This is a genomic window from Salibaculum griseiflavum, from assembly GCF_003129565.1.
Taxonomy (GTDB): domain Bacteria; phylum Pseudomonadota; class Alphaproteobacteria; order Rhodobacterales; family Rhodobacteraceae; genus Salibaculum; species Salibaculum griseiflavum.
On the sequence record NZ_QETF01000005.1, the window covers coordinates 140,623 to 155,107 of the forward strand.

At 64.0% G+C, this 14,485-nt stretch carries 14 protein-coding genes and 1 tRNA gene; 11 read left to right on the forward strand and 4 right to left on the reverse strand.

Annotated features, from left to right (window positions below; genetic code table 11):
• Positions 1-43 precede the first annotated feature (43 nt).
• The 3 genes from DFK10_RS06730 to DFK10_RS06740 form a co-directional block, all read right to left on the reverse strand.
• Positions 44-2,248: an NADP-dependent isocitrate dehydrogenase gene (locus DFK10_RS06730; RefSeq protein WP_109387896.1), complete on the reverse strand. Its 2,205-nt coding sequence runs from the start codon at positions 2,246-2,248 to the stop codon at positions 44-46.
• Between the two features lie 147 nt (positions 2,249-2,395).
• Complete coding sequence (locus DFK10_RS06735; RefSeq protein ID WP_109387898.1) at positions 2,396-2,641, reverse strand: hypothetical protein; 246 nt, start codon at positions 2,639-2,641, stop codon at positions 2,396-2,398.
• Positions 2,641-3,294 (reverse strand): alpha/beta hydrolase, encoded by a 654-nt coding sequence (locus DFK10_RS06740; RefSeq protein WP_109387900.1) that lies wholly within the window; start codon positions 3,292-3,294, stop codon positions 2,641-2,643. The genes DFK10_RS06735 and DFK10_RS06740 overlap by 1 nt, the downstream gene beginning before the upstream one ends.
• Positions 3,295-3,451: 157 nt before the next feature.
• Here DFK10_RS06740 and iscR point away from each other — a divergent pair, with 157 nt between their 5' ends.
• From iscR to DFK10_RS06790, 10 genes are all read left to right on the forward strand, one after another.
• Positions 3,452-3,910, forward strand: a complete 459-nt coding sequence (gene iscR, locus DFK10_RS06745) for a Fe-S cluster assembly transcriptional regulator IscR (RefSeq protein ID WP_109387902.1) — start codon at positions 3,452-3,454, stop codon at positions 3,908-3,910.
• A gap of 115 nt (positions 3,911-4,025) precedes the next feature.
• A complete protein-coding gene (locus DFK10_RS06750; protein WP_109387904.1) occupies positions 4,026-5,105 on the forward strand; it encodes a cysteine desulfurase family protein in 1,080 nt (359 codons plus the stop codon).
• A 28-nt stretch (positions 5,106-5,133) separates the two neighbouring features.
• The gene (gene sufB / locus DFK10_RS06755; protein WP_109387906.1) at positions 5,134-6,660 is read left to right on the forward strand and encodes a Fe-S cluster assembly protein SufB; all 1,527 of its coding nucleotides are present in this window, start codon (positions 5,134-5,136) and stop codon (positions 6,658-6,660) included.
• Between the two features lie 38 nt (positions 6,661-6,698).
• Entirely contained in the window at positions 6,699-7,016 is a 318-nt protein-coding gene (locus DFK10_RS06760; protein WP_109387908.1) for a heavy metal-binding domain-containing protein, read from the forward strand.
• Positions 7,017-7,167: 151 nt separating this feature from the next.
• Positions 7,168-7,686: a hypothetical protein gene (locus tag DFK10_RS06765; protein ID WP_109387910.1), complete on the forward strand. Its 519-nt coding sequence runs from the start codon at positions 7,168-7,170 to the stop codon at positions 7,684-7,686.
• An 81-nt stretch (positions 7,687-7,767) separates the two neighbouring features.
• Positions 7,768-8,523 carry a Fe-S cluster assembly ATPase SufC gene (sufC, locus tag DFK10_RS06770; protein WP_109387912.1) on the forward strand — a complete coding sequence of 252 codons (756 nt, stop codon included), beginning with the start codon at positions 7,768-7,770 and terminating at the stop codon, positions 8,521-8,523.
• A complete protein-coding gene (gene sufD / locus DFK10_RS06775; protein WP_109387914.1) occupies positions 8,523-9,830 on the forward strand; it encodes a Fe-S cluster assembly protein SufD in 1,308 nt (435 codons plus the stop codon). Before sufC ends, sufD begins: the two co-directional genes overlap by 1 nt.
• Positions 9,830-10,330, forward strand: coding sequence for a hypothetical protein (locus DFK10_RS06780; protein ID WP_109387916.1), 501 nt, complete (start codon positions 9,830-9,832; stop codon positions 10,328-10,330). Before sufD ends, DFK10_RS06780 begins: the two co-directional genes overlap by 1 nt.
• Positions 10,317-10,943 (forward strand): YIP1 family protein, encoded by a 627-nt coding sequence (locus DFK10_RS06785; protein ID WP_109387918.1) that lies wholly within the window; start codon positions 10,317-10,319, stop codon positions 10,941-10,943. The genes DFK10_RS06780 and DFK10_RS06785 overlap by 14 nt, the downstream gene beginning before the upstream one ends.
• Positions 10,940-12,163: a cysteine desulfurase gene (locus tag DFK10_RS06790; protein WP_109387920.1), complete on the forward strand. Its 1,224-nt coding sequence runs from the start codon at positions 10,940-10,942 to the stop codon at positions 12,161-12,163. Before DFK10_RS06785 ends, DFK10_RS06790 begins: the two co-directional genes overlap by 4 nt.
• Positions 12,164-12,181: 18 nt before the next feature.
• Here the strand turns inward: DFK10_RS06790 and DFK10_RS06795 are convergent, their stop codons facing one another.
• Positions 12,182-13,672 carry a fused MFS/spermidine synthase gene (locus tag DFK10_RS06795; protein ID WP_109387922.1) on the reverse strand — a complete coding sequence of 497 codons (1,491 nt, stop codon included), beginning with the start codon at positions 13,670-13,672 and terminating at the stop codon, positions 12,182-12,184.
• 84 nt (positions 13,673-13,756) lie between these two features.
• On the opposite strand from DFK10_RS06795, the gene DFK10_RS06800 reads away from it, so the two are divergent.
• Positions 13,757-13,833 (forward strand) — tRNA-Arg (locus DFK10_RS06800).
• The last annotated feature ends 652 nt before the right edge of the window (positions 13,834-14,485 follow it).

A 14,485-nucleotide genomic window follows, 5' to 3' on the forward strand; every position in this document is an offset into this window, starting at 1 on the left:
CGGCGCGACTCGGGTGCGAGTCGCGCCGACCGGTCTAGGCTGTTCAGCCGATAATGGCGTTAAGCGCAGGGCTGGGGCGCATGACGGCGGCCAGCTTGGCATCATCGTTCATGAAGTAGCCGCCCGTATCTGCGGGGCTGCCCTGCGCGGCGGCCAGCTCTCCGGTGATCTGGGCTTCGCCCTCGGCCAGCGCCTTGGCCATCGGGGCAAACTCCGCGGCCAGCTCGGCATCGTCGGACTGGGCGGCGAGCGCCTCGGCCCAGTAGCGGGCGAACCAGTAGTGGCTGTCGCGGTTGTCCGGCTCACCGACCTTGCGGCTTGGGCTGCGGTCGTGGTCGAGGATGCCTTGCGTCGCGGCCTCGACCGCGTTGCCCAGCACGCGGGCCTTTTCGTTGCCTTTCTGGTCGGCCAGGAACTTGAAGCTTTCGCCCAGGGCGCAGAACTCGCCGAGGCTGTCCCAGCGCAGGTGGTTTTCGGAATGCAGCTGCTGGACATGCTTGGGGGCAGAGCCGCCGGCGCCGGTTTCGAACAACCCGCCACCGTTCATCAGCTTGACGATGGAGAGCATCTTGGCGCTGGTCGCAAGTTCGAGGATCGGGAACAGGTCTGTCAGGTAGTCGCGCAGGACGTTGCCGGTGATGGCGATGGTGTTTTCGCCCTTGGTGATGGTTTCAAGGCTGGCGCGGGTTGCTTCACGCGGGGCCATGATTTCGAATTTGTCTTCGACACCAGCGGCTTGCAGGATGGGCTTGACGTATTCGATCAGCTGGGCGTCATGGGCGCGGTTCGCATCCAGCCAGAAAATCGCGCGATAGCCGGTGGCCTTCTGGCGGTCGATGGCCAGTTTCACCCAGTCTTCGATCGGCGCCTTGCGGGCCGAGGCCGACCGCCAGATGTCGCCCGCCTGCACCGCATGGCTATGCAGGACCGTGCCGTCGTCGAGGATCATCTTGACGGTGCCCGCCTGCGGGATCTCGAAGGTGGTCGGGTGGCTGCCGTATTCCTCGGCCTTCTGGGCCATCAGGCCAAGGTTCTGCACCGTGCCGGCGGTGGCCGGGTTCAGTTTGCCATTGGCTTTGAAGAACTTGATGGTCTCGTCATAGACCGGGGCATAGGAATTGTCCGGGATCACGCAATTGGTGTCGTGTTCCTTGCCATCGGGGCCCCAGCCCTTGCCGCCGGCCCGGATCAGCGCGGGCATCGAGGCGTCGATGATCACGTCGCTGGGCACATGCAGGTTGGTAATGTCGCGGTCACTGTCGACCATGTACATCGGCGGGCGCGCGGCGCGGCAGGCCTCGATATCTGCCATGATCTCGGGCGCGTCCTTCACCCGCTCCAGCAGGGCGCCAAGGCCCGCATTGGGGTTCACGCCCAGCTCTTTCATCTTGTCGCCGTGCTTGTCGAAGACCGGCTGAAGCCAGGCCTTGACCGCGTGGCCGAAGATGATCGGGTCGGAGACCTTCATCATCGTCGCCTTCATGTGCAGCGAGAACAGCGTGCCTTCGTCCTTCGTCTTCTCGATCTCTTCGGCAAGGAAGGCGTCGAGCGCGGCGGCGCTCATGAAGGTGGCGTCGACCACGGTGCCGGCGGGGTAGGTGACGCCCTCTTTCAGGACGGTTTCGCCGTCGGCTGTTTCAAGGACGATTTTCGCAGTCGCTTCCTTGTCCAGCGTGGCCGAGACCTCGTTGGAGAAGAAGTCACCATCTTGCATCGACGCTACACGCGTCTTGCTGTCCGCGGTCCAGTCGCCCATGCGATGCGGGTTGTTCTGGGCATAGTTCTTCACGGCGGCGGCGGCGCGACGGTCCGAGTTGCCCTCGCGCAGGACCGGGTTCACCGCCGAGCCCTTGATCGTGTCATACTTGGCGCGCACGGCCTTCTCGGCGTCGGTCTTGGGCTCATAGGGATAGTCGGGCAGGGCAAAGCCCTTGTCCTGCAATTCCTTGACGGCGGCGACCAGCTGCGGCTCGGAGGCCGAGATGTTGGGCAGCTTGATCACGTTGGCGTCCGGCGTTTTGACCAGTTCACCGAGCGCGGCGAGATCGTCTGAGAGGCGCTGATCTTCGGCCAGCTCGTCGGAGAAGGCGGCGATGATGCGGCCGGCCAGCGAGATGTCCCTGGTGCCGACGGTGATGCCCGCGGCCGCGGCGAAGCGCTGGATGATCGGCAGAAGCGACGCACTGGCCAGTTCGGGGGCCTCGTCGACCTTTGTATAGACGATATCGGGGGTGTCGGTGTTGGACATGTGGGCTGTGCCTTCTCGTTCGCGTTGACGAAGTGGTACGCCGGGGGTCAGCCGCCGGGCGTGCCGTCTTGGCCGCCGTTTAGCGGAAATCCCATGTCAGGGGAAGATGGTATGCGACTGTATACCAAATTTGTCGCAGTCGGCCGCTCAGCCGCCCTGCTTGGCTTTCAGCTCTGACTCGATCTGTTGCAGTCGGTCCTTGAGAAAGGCGCGGGCCTTGCGTTCGGCCAGCCGGATCCGAACCTGGGTCAGAAAGGCTTCTTCGAGGGTTTGCGAGGCGGCGCCGATCACGTCGCCGACCTCGACAAACAGCCGGTCCTCTCCCGTGGCGTCCTGGATCTCGATCACGTCATCGGCCAGATTGGCGGCCATTGTCATGATGTCATCGGCCATCAGCGGGTATTCTCGGTCAGGCGGCGTGAGACGTAGCCGGACACGGTGTCGATCATCGTGTCCATATGTGGTTCCTCGAAGAAATGGCCGGCCCCTTCGACTTCCTCGTGGGTGACGGTGATGCCCTTTTGCTCGTGCAGCTTTCCGACAAGCGTCGTGGTATCGGCGGGCGGGGCCACGCGGTCGGCGGCGCCGTTGATGATCAGCCCCGACGAGGGGCAGGGCGCGAGGAACGAGAAATCATACATGTTGGCCGGCGGGCTGACCGAGACGAAGCCGGTGATCTCGGGGCGGCGCATCAAAAGCTGCATGCCGATCCAGGCGCCGAAGCTGAACCCGGCGACCCAGCAATGCTTGGCGTTCTGGTTCATGCTTTGCAGGTAGTCCAGCGCCGAAGCGGCATCCGACAGCTCACCCACGCCCTGGTCGTATTCCCCCTGGCTGCGGCCGACGCCCCGGAAGTTGAAGCGCAGCACGTTGAAGCCGAGGTTGAAGAAGGCGTAATGCAGGTTGTAGACGACCTTGTTGTTCATCGTGCCGCCGAATTGTGGGTGCGGATGCAGGATGATGGCGATCGGGGCGTCCTTGTCCCGCTGCGGGTGATAGCGGCCTTCGAGGCGGCCTTCGGGTCCGGGAAAGATGACTTCGGGCATTTTGGTCCGTTCATGTCCGGGGCAGGGCATTCTTGACGAAAATGCTCGGCCACCTTAGAAGAATTCTAATTCGGCGCGGGCGCACCGACTGTCATGAGTTAATGGGGCGCTGCGCCGTCGTCAACTGACGGACGGGGCTGACAAGGGGATCAGGGCCATGAAACTGAGCACGAAGGGGCGCTACGCGATGGTTGCACTGGTGGATATCGCCCTGCAGCCCGAGGATGCGCTGACCTCTTTGGGAGAATTGTCCAAGCGGCAGAATATTTCCCTTCCCTACCTGGAACAGCTCTTCGTGAAACTGCGCCGCGCCGGCCTTGTCGAAAGCGTGCGTGGCCCCGGCGGGGGCTACAGGCTGGCCCGACCGACGGCGGAGATCCGGGTGGTGGATGTTCTGGCGGCGGTCGATGAGACCGTGGATGCGATGCATACCGGAGCCGGGGCCTCGGGTGCGATTTCCGGGTCCAAGGCGCAATCGCTGACCAACCGTCTGTGGGAAGGGATGTCGGCGCATGTCTATGTCTTCCTGCACCAGACCCGCCTGTCGGACGTCGTCGGCAACTCGCTGGCGCCGTGCCCGGCGGTGCCGACCCTGTTCGAACTGGTGGACGAATGAGCGGGCGTTTCCAAACGGAGTGCTGCGCACGCTCTTTGGTCGGGGCAGGGGGCGCTGCCCCCTCTGCCTGCGGCATTCACCCCCGCGGTATTTATGACCCAAAGAAGCCGCTGTGATGGCGCGGGTCTATCTGGACCATAACGCCACCGCGCCGCTGCGGGACGAGGCGCGCACCGCGATGATCGAGGCCATGGATATTGTCGGCAACCCGTCGAGCGTCCATGCCGAAGGACGCGCGGCCAAGGCGCTGGTGGAAAAGGCCCGCGCGCAGCTGGCCGAGGCGGTGGGCTGCAAGCCGGCCGAGGTGGTCTTCACCTCTGGGGCGACGGAGGCGGCGTCATTCCTGGGGCGGGTGCCCGAGGTGCGGGATGTCTTCGTGGAAGAGACGGCCCATGACGCGCTTTGGGCGAATCGGCGCGAGTCGGCCTGGACCGAGCGCCCCGAGGGACCGGGGCATACCCTGGCCATGGGGCTGGCCAATAGCGAAACCGGGGTGATCACTCTGCCGCCGGAAAAGGTCGCGGGGCAGTGGCCCGTGGGCCGGGCGCGTGCGGATTGGCTGTGCCTCGATGTGACCCAGGTCATCGGGCGCATGCCGTTTTCCTTTGCCTGGTCGGGGGCCGATTTCGCGATCCTGTCGGCGCACAAATTCGGCGGACCCAAGGGTGTCGGCGCGCTGATCGTGCGCGATGGTGTCGATATCGCGGCGCTGCAATCGGGGGGCGGACAGGAAATGGGCCGGCGGTCGGGCACCGAGAACATCATCGGCATTGCCGGGATGGGCGCTGCCATCGCGGCGGCGATGGGCGATCTTTCCGCCGGGCGCTGGGACGAGATCAAAGAATTTAGAAATATTCTAGAAAAGGCTCTTGAGGCTGCCTCAAAGGAGACTATTTTCGTCGGGAAAGACGCGCAGCGCCTGCCGAACACGACTTGCGTTCTCACGCCGGGCTGGAAGGGCGAGACGCAGGTGATGGCGATGGACTTGGCGGGGTTCGCGATCAGCGCGGGGTCGGCCTGTTCCAGCGGCAAGGTCAGGGAAAGTCGGGTGCTGCGCGCGATGGGATACGATGCCGGGGATGCGGCCTGCGCGATCCGGGTGTCACTGGGGCTGGAGACCCGGCAGGAGGATGTTCTGCGGTTCGCGGATGTCTGGGCCGAGAAACTGAAAAAACACCGCGCCCGTGCTGCATGAAGGGCGCGCAAGCGAGAGGGAACAAGGAATGACCGCGATGGACAAGCTGGACGTGGACGTCAAGGAAGGGGTCGACCAGGAAACGGTCGATGCGGTCAAGTCTCTTGGCAAGTACAAGTATGGCTGGGAAACCGATATCGAGATGGACTACGCCCCCAAGGGCCTGACCCGCGATATCGTCAAGCTGATTTCCGAGCGCAACGAAGAGCCGGAATGGATGACCGAGTGGCGTCTTGCGGCCTATGAGCGTTGGCTGGAAAAGGAAGAGCCCGAATGGGCGATGGTCGATTACCCGGAGATCGATTTCCAGGACCAGTATTACTATGCCCGTCCAAAGAGCATGGAGACCAAGCCCAAATCGCTGGACGAGGTCGACCCCAAGTTGCTGGCCACCTATGAAAAACTGGGTATCCCGCTGAAGGAGCAGATGATCCTGGCCGGCGTCGAAGGCGCGGACGAGGCACCTGCCGAGGGGCGCAAGGTGGCCGTGGATGCGGTGTTCGATTCCGTGTCGGTCGGCACCACCTTCCAGGAGGAGTTGAAGAAGGCGGGCGTGATCTTCTGTTCGATCTCCGAGGCGATCAAGGAACACCCCGAGCTGGTCAAGAAATACCTTGGGTCCGTCGTGCCGGTGTCGGACAACTTCTACGCCACGCTCAACAGTGCGGTCTTCTCGGATGGCTCGTTCGTCTACGTGCCGCCGGGGGTGCGCTGCCCCATGGAATTGTCGACCTATTTCCGCATCAACGCCGAGAATACCGGTCAGTTCGAGCGCACATTGATCATTGCCGACAAGGGCTCTTACGTGTCCTACCTCGAAGGCTGCACCGCGCCGCAGCGCGACCAAAGCCAGCTGCACGCAGCCGTGGTGGAGATCATCGTCGAGGAAGACGCCGAAGTGAAATATTCCACGGTGCAGAACTGGTTCCCGGGCGACGAGAACGGCAAGGGCGGCATCTACAACTTCGTCACAAAGCGCGCCGATTGCCGGGGCGACCGGGCCAAATGCATGTGGACGCAGGTGGAAACCGGTTCGTCCGTCACATGGAAATACCCGTCCTGCATCCTGCGCGGCGATGACAGCCAGGGTGAATTCTATTCGATCGCCATCACCAACAACTGGCAGCAGGCCGATACCGGCACCAAGATGGTCCATCTGGGCAAGAACACCAAGTCGCGGATCGTCTCCAAGGGGATCAGCGCGGGGCAAGCCCAGAATACCTATCGCGGGCTGGTCAGCATGCATCCCAAGGCCAAGAACAGCCGCAACTACACCCAGTGCGACAGCCTGTTGATCGGTGACAAATGCGGGGCGCACACGGTGCCTTACATCGAGGTGAAGAACAATTCCTCGCGTGTCGAACATGAGGCCACGACCTCGAAGATCGACGACGACCAGATGTTCTACGCCCGCAGCCGCGGCATGGACGAGGAAGAGGCCGTCGCGCTGATCGTGAACGGGTTCGCCAAGGAGGTGCTGCAAGCCTTGCCCATGGAATTCGCCATGGAGGCGCAGCAACTGGTGGCGATTTCGCTTGAAGGCTCGGTGGGCTGATCCTGCCCTAGCCCGCCCTATAACTGAAAGGGACCATCATGATCGTTACGACCACGCCTTCCGTCGAGGGCCATCGCATCACCGGCTACAAGGGCATCGTCACGGGCGAGGCCATCCTGGGCGCGAACATCTTCCGTGATGTCTTTGCGGGCATCCGCGATATCGTCGGGGGCCGCTCGGCCGCTTACGAGCAGGAACTGGGCCGGGCCCGCGAGACCGCCATGCGCGAGATGGAAGAGCGCGCCGCGGCGCTGGGCGCCAACGCGGTTGTGGGCGTGGACCTCGATTACGAAGTCATCAACAACATGCTGATGGTCAGCGCCTCTGGCACCGCCGTCAGCATCGCGCGCGACTGAAACATGGATCTGAATCGGGCATATCGCGGGGACAAGGGTGCGCTGCGCCCCGCTCGCGCATGCCTGCAATTCTTCGCAACCCTGCCACTTTTCGGCCATGCATCTTTGCAACTCAGGACCCTAAGGATAGGGCAAGCGAAGGGCGAGACCGATGTCTTGGGCGCAGCAGGACCAGTTCGCGAAGCGGATCAACCGGATCAGTTCGGGCAAGACGACCCATTGGACGGTGCCCGGCGGGGGCTTGGCCTCGCGCAAGCAGGAGGGCCGGATCGCCAGTGGCACCCGGCTGGGCACGCGCAAGCCTTCGGGCGTGTTGAAGGACATGGCGATGATGCCGCTGGCGCTGGTTGTCGGCGCGTTGGCCGTGGTCTTGGGACGGTGGCTGCGTTTTGCCTTTCTCGGCGCCGAGGGCCCGCTGGAGGTCGATCTGGCCGAGTTTCTCGACCCGGTGCTCGCCGACCTTGCGGTGCCGCTGGTGCTGGCTCTTGGGGTCGGGCTGATCCTGGGGCTGAACACGCTCAAGCGCGCCGCGGCCCTGACCGCGGGCTTCGTGGCGGTGCTTTATTACGAACACGAACTGGTGCGCGTCGCGCCGGATCTCTATGCCGCGTTCTACCCGCCGGCCTGGGTCAGCGACATGCTGTCCCGACCCAGCATCCTGACCGGCTGACCCCCGAGAACAAACCGACAAGAACCCGATCCGGGGCCGCGGCGACGCGCGCCCCGTATCCTGCTGTGGAAAGAGGAAAAAATGCTGCAAATCAATAATCTGCACGTCAAACTTGAAGAAGAGGACAAGCAGATCCTCAAAGGCGTCGATCTGACGGTCGAAGCGGGAAAGGTGCATGCCATCATGGGCCCCAACGGGTCTGGCAAGTCGACCCTGTCCTACGTCCTGTCGGGCCGTGAAGGCTACGAGGTGACCGATGGCAGCGTGAGCCTCGAAGGCGAGGATGTGCTGGAGCTGGAGCCGGAAGAGCGCGCGGCCCTGGGCATTTTCCTGGCCTTCCAATACCCGATCGAGATCCCCGGCGTGGGCAACATGACCTTTCTGCGCACCGCGCTGAACGCACAGCGCAAGGCCAAGGGCCAGGAGGAAATGAGCGCCGCCGACTTCCTCAAGCTGATCCGCGAGAAGGCCAAGGATCTGAAGATCGACGCGGACATGCTGAAGCGCCCGGTCAATGTCGGCTTCTCGGGCGGCGAGAAGAAGCGCAACGAGATCCTGCAAATGGCGGTTCTGGAACCGAAAATGTGCATCCTCGACGAGACCGACTCGGGGCTGGACGTGGACGCGATGAAGTTGGTCGCTGACGGGGTGAACGCCCTGCGCAGCGAGGGGCGCGGGTTCCTCGTCATCACCCATTACCAGCGTCTGTTGGATCACATCGTGCCCGACGTCGTGCACATCATGGCCGATGGCCGCATCGTCAAGACCGGCGGGCCGGAGCTGGCGCTTGAGGTCGAGAAGAACGGCTATGGCGATATCCTGGCGGAGGTGGCCTGATGCCCGCGGTTGCGAAACAGAAACTGGCGGAACTGAAGCGCGACGCGACCGAGGACCGGTTGGCGGCCATGTCCCTGCCCGAGGGTGCTGGCTGGGCCGCCGAGGCGCGCGGCGCGGCGCTGGCACGGGTGCGCGAGATGGGCCTGCCCCATCCCCGCGACGAATACTGGAAATTCACCCGCCCCGAAACGCTGACCCGTGCAGAGGCGCCCAAGGCGGCGCTGTTCGACGGCGGCGAGCCGCACCTGTTTCACGAACGGGACCGGCTGCATCTGGTGTTCCGCGACGGGGTGCTGGACATGACCGCTTCGGACGCGCTGACGCTGGATGGGATCGAGATCGAGCGCCTGTCCGACGCCATGGCCAAGGACATCCACTGGGCCCGCGACGTCTATGGCGTGCTGGAGACGAATGGCCAGAACCCGGTCCAGCGTCCGCTGGCCGCGCTCAACACTGCCTATGCCAGCGACGGCGTCGTCATCCGGGTCACCGGTAAGCCTGCCAAGCCTGTCTGCCTGACCTATCTGCATGAAAGCGAGGACTCGGACGCGATCCTGCACCATGTGGTCCGCGTGGAAGAGGGGGCCGAGATGACCCTGCTGGAAACAGGTCCGGCCGCGGCGCGGTTCAACAAGGTCATGGAAGTGGACGTGGCGGATAACGCGACCTTCCATCATGTCCGCGCCCAGGGCCGCGACCATGAGCGCCGCGCCGTGACGGGGACTTTCGCTCGGCTTGGCTCCGAAAGCACGTTCAAGTCCTTCACCATGACCGTGAACGGCGTGCTGACGCGCAACGAATGCGTGATCGAGCTGACCGGCGACGATGCGGTGGCCCATGTGGCCGGCGCCTGTGTCGGTGATGGGGACGATTTTCATCACGACGACACGGTCTTCGTCACCCATGACGCGGTGAATTGCGAAAGCCGCCAGGTTTTCAAGAAGGTGCTGCGCAACGGGGCGACCGGGGTGTTCCAGGGCAAGATCCTTGTCAAGGAAGGCGCCCAGAAGACCGACGGCTACCAGATCAGCCAGTCGTTGCTGCTGGACGATGACAGCCAGTTCCTGGCCAAGCCCGAGCTTGAGATCTATGCCGACGACGTGGCCTGTTCGCATGGCTCGACCTCGGGGGCGATCGATGAGACGGCGCTTTTCTACCTGCGATCGCGCGGGGTGCCCACGGCACAGGCAACCGACCTACTGGTGCTGGCCTTCCTGGCCGAAGCCCTGGAAGAGATCGAGGATGAGAGCATCGCCGAGGAGATGGTCGAACGCCTGAGCGGCTGGCTGGAGCGGCGCGCCGCCTGATGCCGGTCTCAAGCGACATCGTCCGGACCTACAGGGGCCCGCGCCGCGTGGTGCGGGACCTTCTGTCCATGGGCCAGCGCGAGGATCGGGCGATCATGTGGCTGATGTTCGGCTGCCTGATCGTCTTCATCTCGCGCCTGCCGGCGCTGCAACGCGAGGCGGTGATGGCGGAGGGGGATTTCACCCGCGATGCCGCCTATGCCTTTTTCGGGCTGATGATGCTGGCCCCGCTACTGTTTTACGCTCTGGCCTTCGTGGGGCGGGGGATTGCCTACCTCCTGCGCGGGCGGCCCTCGGGCTATGGATCGCGTGTCGCGTTGTTCTGGGCCTGGCTGGCCGCGACCCCGGTGGCGCTGTTCTATGGGTTGCTTGTGGGGTTGAACGGGCCGGACGCCCCGGCCACGCAGGCGATTGGCGGGATATGGCTGCTGGTCTGGCTGCTGTTCTGGGTATTCGGCCTGATCGAGGCCTCGAAGGGGGCAGACCATGCCGATCCGTAATTCCGACCTGTGGGCACTGGCCCGGTTGACCGTCGAAAAACCGGTTGAGGCAGGGGAGCGGATCCGCGCCCTGGACCTGCCGCGCAATATCGGATGGATGGTGCTGATCCTGGCCGGTGTGGCCTCGGCGGTGCTGACGGGGCTGTCGGACCTTCTCGTGCCGCCGCAGCCGGTGACGCTGGAGTCAGGCGAGGTCATGACGCCGCCGCGCATGTCGCCGCTGCTCTGGGGGATCGTCTCCGTGGCCAGCGCGGCCTTGCTGACCGCAGCGCTGTGGCGCATCGGCGGTATGATGGGGGGGCAGGCGGGCTTTACCCTGATGCTGAACCTGATGGCGTGGCTGCAACTGTTCATGGTGCTGGTGCTTGCCTTGCAGGTTCTGTTGATCCTGCTGGCCCCGCCGCTGTCCTTTCTTGCCATGCTCGCCGGGCTGGTCATCTCGTTCCGAGCCATGGCGCATTTCGTGAACCTTGCTCATGGGTTCGACAGCCTCGGTCGGTCGACCGGGGTCATCGTGCTGTCATTCCTCGCCATTTCCTTCGCGCTGGTGCTGTTCCTGATGATCTTCGGGATCGGGGCCGGCGGTATTGCCCCTTCAGGAGCCCCCCAATGACCTTCGATATCGTCAAGGTGCGCGCCGATTTTCCGATCCTGACGCGCGAGGTGAACGGCAAGCCGCTGGTCTATCTCGACAACGGCGCCAGCGCGCAGAAGCCGCAGGTCGTCATAGATGCGATCACCCAGGCCTACTCCCACGAGTATTCCAACGTGCATCGGGGGCTGCACTATCTCAGCAACCTCGCGACCGAGAAATACGAGGCCGTGCGTGGCACCATCGCGCGATTCCTCGGTGTTTCGGATGAACGCCAGATCGTCATGAATTCCGGCACCACCGAGGGCATCAACACGGTGGCCTATGGCTGGGCCATGCCGCGGATGGAAGCGGGCGACGAGATCATCCTGTCGGTCATGGAACACCATGCCAATATCGTGCCTTGGCATTTCCTGCGCGAACGGTTGGGGGTGAAACTCGTCTGGGTCGACGTGGATGCCAATGGCGATCTCGACCCCGACAAGGTGTTGGGGGCCATCACCGACCGAACCAGGCTGATCGCGGTCACGCATCTGTCCAATGTTCTGGGCACGGTGGTGGATGTGAAATCCATCTGCGACGGGGCGCGCGAAAGGGGCGTTCCGGTGCTGGTCGACGGATCGCAGGCCGCCGTTCACATGCCGGTCAATGTCGAGGAGATCGGCTGTGATTTCTATGCGATCACCGGGCACAAGCTCTATGGTCCCAGCGGCTCGGGCGCGATCTACATCCATCGCGACCGCATGGCCGAGATGCAGCCTTTCATGGGCGGCGGCGACATGATCCGCGAGGTCAGCAAGGACGCCGTCACCTACAACGACCCACCGATGAAGTTCGAGGCCGGCACGCCGGGTATCGTTCAGATGATCGGGCTGGGCGTGGCCTTGGATTACATGATGGGGCTGGGGATGGAGAACATCGCCGCCCACGAGCGTCACTTGCGCGATTATGCCCGCGACCGGCTGGACGGCCTCAACTGGCTGAACGTCCAAGGCCGGTCTGTGGGCAAGGCGGCGATCTTTTCCTTCACGCTCGAAGGGGCGGCCCATGCCCATGACATCTCCACGATCCTCGACAAGAAGGGGGTGGCAGTTCGGGCGGGCCAGCATTGCACCGGCCCGTTGATGGAGCACCTTGGCTTGGCGGCGACCTGCCGGGCGTCCTTCGGACTCTACAACACCACTGAAGAGGTTGATGCCCTGGTCGATGCGCTGGAGCTTTGCCACAAGCTGCTGGCCTGACGAACGCCGTGCTGCGGGTCAGTCCGTCGCTCCCATCAGCCGGTCAATCGGCGCGAAATCATCGGTCAGGATCAGGTCATCGGCCCCGGTGATTTGCGCGACCATCTCGTCGGACAGCGCGGCAAAACTGATGGGGTCCGGGCTGCGCGTCTGGAAACCGGGCAGGGGGGTCGGGTCAGAGCCGGCGGCAATCACGAAAACCATGCGTTGTCCCGGCGCGGGTTGGGCGGCCTCGGTCCAGATCTCGACCACCGGGAAGACCTCCTGCAGGGTGCGCACCACGGCACCCAGAACCTCAAGGCGGTCCTCGAAATCGATCACGTTCATCAGGTAGCTGCCGCCGGGGGTCAGCCGGCTTTGCACAAGTTCGTAGAACTCGCGGGTGATCAGGTGGGCTGGCACGGCGATATCGGTGAAGGCATCGCCTACGATCACGTCATACCGCTCTGGCCGCTTGGCCAAGGCGACGCGGGCATCCATGTGCAGGATTTCTGCCGTTTCTGGATCGAACCAGAAATCGCGGGCGGCGATGCGCGTCACCTCCGGGTCGATCTCGGCGACGGTGACCGGCCCGCCGCCCCGTGCGGCGATGGCGCGGGGCATGGAATAGGTGCCGCCCCCGATCAGGAAGCTGGAATAATCCCGTGTGGTGGCGCGGATCCGCGACAGGCCGTCCAGCATGGCGGCATGGTCGGTGAACATCACCTGCGGCGCATCCTGCGCGCTCATCCCGTGCACCAGGTGATCCAGCACCATCATCTGCACAGGCTGGTCGGGATCGGCGGACATGTCGACAGATCGAATACAGAAGTAATCGCTTTCCACATCACAGGGAGAGGGGGCCGCCACCGCCCATCCCGCCAGCCCCAGCGCCAGCACCGAGGCCAGCGCCGCCAGGCCCAGCCGCGCCTTGCCCCAGCCCAGGCAGAGCAGCGCCGAAAGAACGTAGACGGCGGTGACGACCGCCAGGGTCAGCGCCGACCCTAGCCAGGAAATGAACACGAACCCCGCCAACAGGGTGCCCGCGATGGCCCCGATGGCCCCGGCGGCGAACAGCGCCCCAAGCGCCTTGCCGCTGTCGCGCCCGGTCTCGACCCCGATCTGGGCCAGAACGGGCGCTGGCACCCCGGCGAAGAGCGAGGGCAGAAAGAAGACCGCGCCACACAGCACCACGATTGCCCAGACCGGGTGGTCCACACTGCTCATCACAGGCCCGGCGATCCAGCGCAGAAGGCTGACGGCCAGCGCCGTGGTCAGCGCCGCCCCGATCAGTGTCCATCCGGTATAGCGCAGCGCGTCCGCGCGCCCGGCGATCCGCCCGCCCCACCAATGCCCGGCGGAAAACCCGGCCAGCACCACGGCGATGATCGCCGTCCAGGTATAAAGAGACATCCCCACATAGGGGGCCAACATGCGCCCGGCCACGATCTCGACCACCAAAGAGGCCGCCGAAACCACGACCTGGATCGCCACCAGCACCCAGAGTGGCATATGTCCCCGAATTTCCATGCCGCCATTTGTGGCGCGGCGTGCGCCAAGGGCAAGCCGAAAGTGGTTGCGCGACCCGGCCGGGCGCGGTAATCGGGCGTCGTTGGACCCTTAGCTCAGCTGGATAGAGCGCTGCCCTCCGAAGGCAGAGGCCAGAGGTTCGAATCCTCTAGGGTCCGCCATTTCAAGACATTGCTTTCACGACATGTGCCCTGGCGTTTTTTCCGGCGCCTTGCCTTTCGTGCGCTGAGGACCGAGGGCGGAGAGCGGTTCGGGGACTGTGAAGTGGTATCGGTGGCATCGCGAAGCTGCTGAGCACGCCTGCGCCCGGAACCGTTGACCCGGTCAAATCAACATCTGGCGGGCCCGCAAGGCATGCCGGAATGTGGCACAACCTAGGCGAAAGTAAGGGTAAAACTTGACCGCGACTCTCTCCTGATGGACCTTACCTAGGGGAAATTTTTCTTCTTTTTGTCTTTTTGAAAGTGGTTCCAGCCGCTCATACCATGATTTTTTTGTGGGCGGTCAGGGACCGACCGAATGCAGGCGAGCTTTTGGACAACGCATTTCCGCTGATCCCCGGGCAACAGCGACTCCGGGCGCCGTTCCGGGTCCGGACGCGGGATTGCGACCGCTACATCCAGGTCCGCCATGAACGGGCCCCGATACCGGCGCCTCCTGCACCAGAACCAGAGCCAGAACCCGAGCCCGAGCCTGAGCCTGAGCCCGAAGATCCGACCTTCCCCGGAAGCAGCGGAGATACCGGGCCAAGCGAAGGCAAAGGGGGGGGCGCAAGCCCCGGTCAGGACGGTTGTGGTGTTAATTGTGGGGACG